We start from the raw sequence: 6,198 nt of genomic DNA, 5'->3' as shown, positions 1-6,198 counted from the left end.
CTGTTGATCGTCGGGGGCAACGACACGACCCGCAACTCGATGAGCGGCGGCGTTCTGGCGCTGAACCGGTTCCCGGACCAGTTCGAGAAGCTCAAGTCCGACCCCGGCCTGATCCCCAACATGGTCTCCGAGATTATCCGGTGGCAGACACCGTTGGCCTACATGCGCCGAATCGCCAAAGCTGACACCATCTTGAACGGTCAGTTCATCCGTAAGGGTGACAAGGTGGTCATGTGGTACGCCTCGGGCAACCGGGACGAGTCCGTGTTCGAGCGGCCGGACGAGTTGATCATCGACCGGCCCAACGCCCGCAACCACATCGCTTTCGGGTTCGGCGTCCATCGGTGCATGGGCAACCGATTGGCCGAGCTGCAGTTGCGGATCCTCTGGGAGGAGCTGCTCCCACGCTTCGAGAGGATCGATGTCGTCGGTGAGCCGGAGTACGTGCAGTCCAACTTCGTTCGCGGCATCAGCAAGCTGATGGTCGAGCTCACCCCCAAGGGAACCGGATGAGTTCGGGGCGCGCGGTGGTGGTCGGCGCCAGCCATGCCGGCGCGCAGTCGGCCACCCGCCTCCGCCGGGAGGGTTGGTCCGGTGACATCGTGGGCCGGTGACGAGCCGATGTTGCCCTACCAGCGACCTCCTTCTCGAAGACCTGTGGAAGGAACAAGGACGATCTGCGGAAGGGACAAGAAGGTGTCGGCGCTCCCATGGTCCCGGTCGGACCAGTACGACCACAAGCTGCGGATCGCGGGACTCAACAACGGTTATGACGACATCGTCCTGAGCGGTGACCCCACCTCTGACCGAAACCGCACCTGCTACTACCTCAGGCAGGGCGAGCCGGTCGCCGCTGACAGCGTCAACCGCCCCGGGGACTCCATGACCACCAACGGCATTCTCGGCCAAGTCGCCGTCGACACGACTGCCCTGACACCGGAGGTGGCGGTGTGAGCAAGCAGACCGACCACTGGTCGTGGTCACCACCGAACGTCTGACCCCCGAGGTGAACAAGGATGGTTTGGAGGTCGACGGCAGGGCCCGCGATGAGACTTCTGCCTTTCGTTCCGGGCGCCCGTGACTCGCATCAGTCCGCAGGCGTGCGACGCGCACCCGCGGACGCCCGCGGCCCTGCATGGTGGCTCGCGTTGGTCGTCTGCAAACCCCTTCTGCTGCTCGTCAGGAGAGCGGACTGGCGCGGTACAGAGCGCCTTCCCGGGTCGGGGGGCGCAGTACTGGCGGCCAACCATGTCTCCCAAGCCGACCCGCTCTTCCTCGCGGAGATGGTCCTCGCCCAGGGCCGGACCCCCTGGTTCATGGCAAAATCAAGCCTGTTTCAGAGCAGAGCAGTGGGCTGGTGGTTTCGGTCGGCCGGCCACGTCCAGGTCGACCGCTCCGACGGGCGAGCCGGGATCCGCGCCGCGATCGAAGCAGTGGATCGCGGCGCCCTCGTCGTCGTCTACCCGGAGGGATCGATCACGAACCGACCGGATGCACGTCTGATGTCGCTCAGGTCGGGTGCTGTTCGCATCGCGCTCGAGACGTCAGTCCCATTGATCCCCGTCGCCCAATGGGGTGTGCAGGCCATCGCGCCAGCCTACGAAGGAAGGGTGGTGCTGGGCCGCCGTCGTCGGGTCACCCTGCTGGTCGGGGACCCGGTCCCGCTCGAGGACCTCCGAGAATTGCCGACGGCGACGGCAGCCGCTGCGGGTGTGCAAAGACTTCAGGACACCCTCGCAGCGATGGTCGACCAACTGGCCGACGAGCACGCTAGGTAGCGTGTGGCCGTGTCCAAGTCAGTGACGCGAGTCGATCGCGAGACAGGAATCGCTAACCTTTCTGTCATGCGGGCACCGTCAATGCGCGAACGATTCAAGGAGCACATGCGCCTGGCTGTCCTCGAGGCTGCCCACGACCTGACTGTCGACCGCGGCTGGGACCGGGTGCGCATGGGGCAGGTGGCTGATCGTGCCGGGGTGTCGCGGGCGGCTCTGTACAAGGAGTTCGGTGACAAGGCCGGCCTCGGAGAAGCCGTCGTACTCCGGGAGGCCTCGCGCTTCCTCGAGGGCATCCGGGGCGCGCTGGAGGCGCACATCGGCGATGCGAAGCGAGGCATCGCAGCCGCCGTCGACTACACCTTGAACGAGGCCGGGCGCAGCCCCCTGCTCAAGGCGGTGCTCATCTCCAACCGTGACCTTGATGCGGGAGGTCAGGCGTCCACGGGGATGCTCCCGCTGCTCACGACATCCGCACCGCTTCTCGACCTCGCCTCCGACACCCTGGCCGGATGGGTCGCGGAGAGTTATCCGGGTCTCCCCCCGGGCGATGTCATCGACGCGGCCGACACCCTGGTGCGCCTGACGGTCAGTCATCTTGCGCTCCCCAAGTGGGACCGAACCGCGACAGCGCGGAAGATCTCCGAGGTCGCCGTCCGGTTCCTCTCACTCGAATAGTGACCTGCGCCGGGCGTCGGGAGCAGTCTGAACTGGGCTTCAGCGGCGCACGGCGTGTTCGTTGCCGCCGTGCTGCTGCCGTAGCACCGTCTTGAGCACCTTGCCGGTCGCTGTGCGGGGCAGCTCGGCTACGAACTCGATCCTGGTGGGGCACTTGAAGTGGGCAAGCCGCTCCCGGGTGTATGCGATGAGTTCCTCGCCGGTCGGCTCGGCGCCGTCCTGGAGCGCCACGGTGGCCACCGGGGTCTCGCCCCAGCGGACGTCGGGGACGCCGACGACGGCCACTTCACGAACGGCCGGGTGCCGGTAGAGCACTTGCTCGACCTCGATCGGGTAGACGTTCTCGCCGCCAGTGATGATCATGTCCTTTTTGCGGTCGACGAGCGTGATGAACCCCTCGGCGTCTATGCGGCCCAGGTCACCGGTGTGGAACCAGCCGCCGCGGAAGGCCTCGGCCGTGGCTTCCGGGAGACCCCAGTAGCCCGCGAACACATTGGGTCCCCGGAGGACGAGCTCTCCGACCTCGTTGGTGCGCGCGTCCTTGTCGGCGTCATCAACGATGCGCGCCTCAACGTGGAACACCGCGCGGCCGATGGATCCGGCCTTCTCCTTGACGTGATCGGCGTCCAAGACGGACACGATCGGAGCGGTCTCGGTCATTCCGAAACCCTCCTGGAAGGGCAGCCCCTTACCCTGATAGAAATCAATGACCGGCAGAGGGCAGGGCGCTCCACCGGAGACGGCGAGCTCCAGCGAGGACAGGTCGAAGTCGTCGAAGCCAGGCTCCGACATGAGCGCTGCCCACATGGCCGGGACCATGAACTGCACGGTGGCCCTCTCTCGGGACATCGCCTTCAGGGTCTGCGCCGGGTCGAACGAGGGAAGCAGTACGTTGGTCCCGCCGACGTACAGCAGCGGCAGGGTGTGGATCCCGAGGCCCCCGATGTGGAACATCGGCGCCACGGTCACCGTGACGTCGGTCTCACGCAAGCCGCGCCCGAAGGACAAGCTGTTCACGACGTTCCACAGGTGATTGTCGTGGGTCAGCATCGCGCCCTTGGGTCGCCCTGTGGTTCCGGACGTGTACATCAAGCACGACACGTTGCTCCGATCGACGTCGGCGCTGACTGGACGGGCCTCACCGTTGGCCAACACGTGCTCATAGCGCAGCTCGCCGTCCTCGGGTTCGCCGCCGACGACCAGGCGGGATCGGACGCGTACTCCCTCGCCGGCCACAGCCGCGCGTGCCCCCGGAGCCAGGGGCGCCGAATACACGAACACGTCTGCGCCCGAGTCCGCCAAGAGATAGGTGATCTCGGCCGGCGCAAGACGCACGTTCATGGGCACGAACACCGCGCCCAGCTTGGCCGTGGCCAGCATCGTCTCTATGAACGCGGTGCTGTTGAGCAGGAGCCCTGCCACCCGATCGCCCCGTCGGACGCCGAGGGCGCTCAGTGCCCGGGCCAGTCGATTGGTGCTGCTGTCTAGGGCGGAGTAGGTCAGACGCCGCTCACCGTCGACGAGAGCGATCCGGTCCCCGGAGAGGAATGCCCTCGTCGTGACCCAGCTGCCGATTCCCTCGTCCATGGACATTCCTTCCGGGATGCTGTCATCTCTGCGAGTGAGTCAGATCACGTAGTTTGTCCAAACCTGACGGTGCCCACAAGTTAGTCGGACGCTACTGAGTAAGTCAAATCAAATGAGACATTTCAGGGTGTTGGAACGTAACCAGTTTTGGCTCGTCTGGCGGGGTCGTTGATGGTGGCCTTCTCTGGAAGTTTCGGCGGTTGCGGTCGTCGGCTGAACCGTTGCGGGTGGGCGTGGTAGGCGGCGTCGAGGACGGCTTGGCGTCGTGCCTGGACGTCGGTGGCGGTGCCGTAGTGGACGCTGGCCCGGATGTTCCTGGGCCTGCTCCGGGCGATCATCGCGCATCCCAAGCCGGTGATCGCGGCCGTCGACGGTCACGTCCGCGCCGGTGGGATGGGTCTGGTGGCGGCCTGCGACCTCGCCGTCGCCGGACCGTCGTCCACCTTCGCGCTCACCGAGGTCCGCCTCGGCCTGGCGGCCGTCATGATCTCCGTACCGTTGGCGGCACGCGTGAACTCACGGGATCTCGCATGCGTGCTGCTGACCGGCGAGAAGTTCGACTCCGCGCACGCCCGGCGGATCGGCCTGCTCTCGGACGCGGTGGAGGACCTCGACGCCGCCGTCGACGAGCTCGTCGACTCCTTCCGGCCCTGCTCGCCGCAGGGACTGGCGGAGAACAAGGCGCTGCTGGCCGCGCCGATGATTGCCGAGCTCGACGCCCGTGGAGACGACCTCGCCGGGGTCACCGCGCGGCTGTTCACGACGCCCGAGGTGGCCGAGGGGATGAGCGCATTTCTCGAACGCCGATTGCCCTCCTGGGCGACGCCCGACGCGTAGCGTATGCGATTGTCACAGATATATGACTCGACACACATCACAGAAACCCGCAACGAGAGGTAAAGCCATGCGTACCAAGGCCGCCATCATCCGTGAGCCCAAGCAGGACGGCTGGGAGATCGTCGACGTCGACATCGACGATCCCAAGGCGGGAGAGGTCCAGGTCAAGTTGGCCGCATCGGGCCTCTGCCATTCGGACGAGCACCTGCTCACCGGCGACCTGCAGTTCGAGTCCTACCCGATCATGGGCGGTCACGAGGGTGCCGGGGTCGTCACCAAGGTCGGCGAGGGTGTGATCGGCCTAGAGGAGGGAGACCACGTCGTCCTGGCGTTCATCCCCGCCTGCGGTACCTGCCCGCCGTGTTCAGAGGGCCTGCAGAACCTCTGCGACAACGGCGCGGGACTGCTCACCGGGCGTGCGATCAGCGACGGCGGCTTCAGGGTGCACACCGCCGACGGTGAGGACGTGGCCACCATGTGCCTCCTGGGGACGTTCGCCCCGCACGTCACCGTGCACCAGTCGTCCGTCATCAAGATCGAGAAGGACATCCCGCTGGACAAAGCCGCACTTCTCGGCTGCGGGGTGTGCACCGGTTGGGGCTCGGCCACGGAGATCGGCGGCGCCAAGGAGGGCGACATCGTGGTGGTCGTGGGAGTCGGTGGGATCGGCATCAACTCGGTCCAGGGTGCAGCGGCGGCGGGTGCGCGCGCTATCGTCGCCGTCGACCCGGTCGAGTTCAAGCGCGAGAAGGCCAAGGAGTTCGGGGCCACCCACACCTGCAGCTCCATGGACGAGGCGATGGCACTGGTCGGAGAGATCAGCTGGGGTCGGATGGCCGATCTGGTCATCCTCACGATGGGCGTGGTCGAGGGCAAAGACCTGCTCCCCGGTCTGCTCCTCACGGGCAAGGGCCGCCGGTGTGTCGTGGTGGGCCTGGGGGACATGATGGCCGTCGACGCCCAGGTGTCAATCATGGACCTGGCGATGCAGCAGAAGACACTGCAGGGCGCCATCTTCGGTGGCACCGGCCCGCGCAAGCAGATCCCGCACCTGCTGCACCAGTACCGGGCCGGGAACCTCAAGCTCGACGAGTTGGTCACCAGGACGTACCGGCTCGACGAGATCAACCAGGGGTACCAGGACATGCGCGACGGCAAGAACATCCGCGGTGTGATCATCTACGACGAGCAGGACTGGTAACAGGAGGAGCAATGACGGCACCCGAGCAGCGGGCCCCCAAGCAGGACCGTAGTCGCCTCACGCGGGAACGCCTCCTGGGTGCCTCGATCGACCTCCTCGCCACGCAGGGCTGGGCGGCGA

The 6,198-nt window shown here is 66.3% G+C and carries 6 protein-coding genes and 2 pseudogenes; 7 read left to right on the top strand and 1 reads right to left on the bottom strand.

Features of this window, described 5'->3' with window-relative positions; translation table 11 throughout:
- The 4 genes and pseudogenes from G6020_RS17330 to G6020_RS16230 all read left to right on the top strand — a co-directional run.
- On the top strand, positions 1 to 513 hold a 513-nt coding region (locus G6020_RS17330; protein ID WP_241732784.1), incomplete at its 5' end, for a cytochrome P450.
- A gap of 159 nt (positions 514 to 672) precedes the next feature.
- Positions 673 to 954: pseudogene (locus G6020_RS16680) on the top strand (oxidoreductase C-terminal domain-containing protein); the annotation flags it as partial.
- Positions 955 to 1,100: 146 nt separating this feature from the next.
- Complete coding sequence (locus tag G6020_RS16235) at positions 1,101 to 1,778, top strand: lysophospholipid acyltransferase family protein (RefSeq protein WP_245847704.1); 678 nt, start codon at positions 1,101 to 1,103, stop codon at positions 1,776 to 1,778.
- Between the two features lie 105 nt (positions 1,779 to 1,883).
- On the top strand, positions 1,884 to 2,453 hold the full coding sequence (locus G6020_RS16230) for a TetR family transcriptional regulator (protein WP_069389790.1): 570 nt from the start codon (positions 1,884 to 1,886) through the stop codon (positions 2,451 to 2,453).
- Between the two features lie 39 nt (positions 2,454 to 2,492).
- On the opposite strand, the gene G6020_RS16225 is transcribed toward G6020_RS16230, so the two are convergent.
- On the bottom strand, positions 2,493 to 4,040 hold the full coding sequence (locus tag G6020_RS16225; RefSeq protein ID WP_069389786.1) for a long-chain fatty acid--CoA ligase: 1,548 nt from the start codon (positions 4,038 to 4,040) through the stop codon (positions 2,493 to 2,495).
- A gap of 309 nt (positions 4,041 to 4,349) precedes the next feature.
- On the opposite strand from G6020_RS16225, the gene G6020_RS16220 reads away from it, so the two are divergent.
- The 3 genes and pseudogenes from G6020_RS16220 to G6020_RS17325 all read left to right on the top strand — a co-directional run.
- Positions 4,350 to 4,877 (top strand): enoyl-CoA hydratase-related protein, encoded by a 528-nt coding sequence (locus tag G6020_RS16220; RefSeq protein WP_228549152.1) that lies wholly within the window; start codon positions 4,350 to 4,352, stop codon positions 4,875 to 4,877.
- 67 nt (positions 4,878 to 4,944) lie between these two features.
- Positions 4,945 to 6,078, top strand: a complete 1,134-nt coding sequence (locus tag G6020_RS16215) for an NDMA-dependent alcohol dehydrogenase (RefSeq protein ID WP_182611311.1) — start codon at positions 4,945 to 4,947, stop codon at positions 6,076 to 6,078.
- An 11-nt stretch (positions 6,079 to 6,089) separates the two neighbouring features.
- Positions 6,090 to 6,198 (top strand): annotated as a pseudogene (locus tag G6020_RS17325) (TetR/AcrR family transcriptional regulator); the annotation flags it as partial.

The sequence above is a fragment of the Dietzia sp. B19 genome, assembly GCF_014145155.1.
GTDB lineage: Bacteria > Actinomycetota > Actinomycetes > Mycobacteriales > Mycobacteriaceae > Dietzia > Dietzia natronolimnaea.
This window is presented reverse-complemented; position numbering and strand designations above follow the sequence as displayed.

Bases quoted from the DNA above. Each gene is read 5' to 3' on its own strand.
- G6020_RS16230 (WP_069389790.1), top strand. From the start codon at position 1,884: ATGCGCCTGGCTGTCCTCGAGGCTGCCCACGACCTGACTGTCGACCGC.
- G6020_RS16220 (WP_228549152.1), top strand. From the start codon at position 4,350: ATGTTCCTGGGCCTGCTCCGGGCGATCATCGCGCATCCCAAGCCGGTG.
- G6020_RS16225 (WP_069389786.1), bottom strand. From the start codon at position 4,040: ATGGACGAGGGAATCGGCAGCTGGGTCACGACGAGGGCATTCCTCTCC.
- G6020_RS16215 (WP_182611311.1), top strand. From the start codon at position 4,945: ATGCGTACCAAGGCCGCCATCATCCGTGAGCCCAAGCAGGACGGCTGG.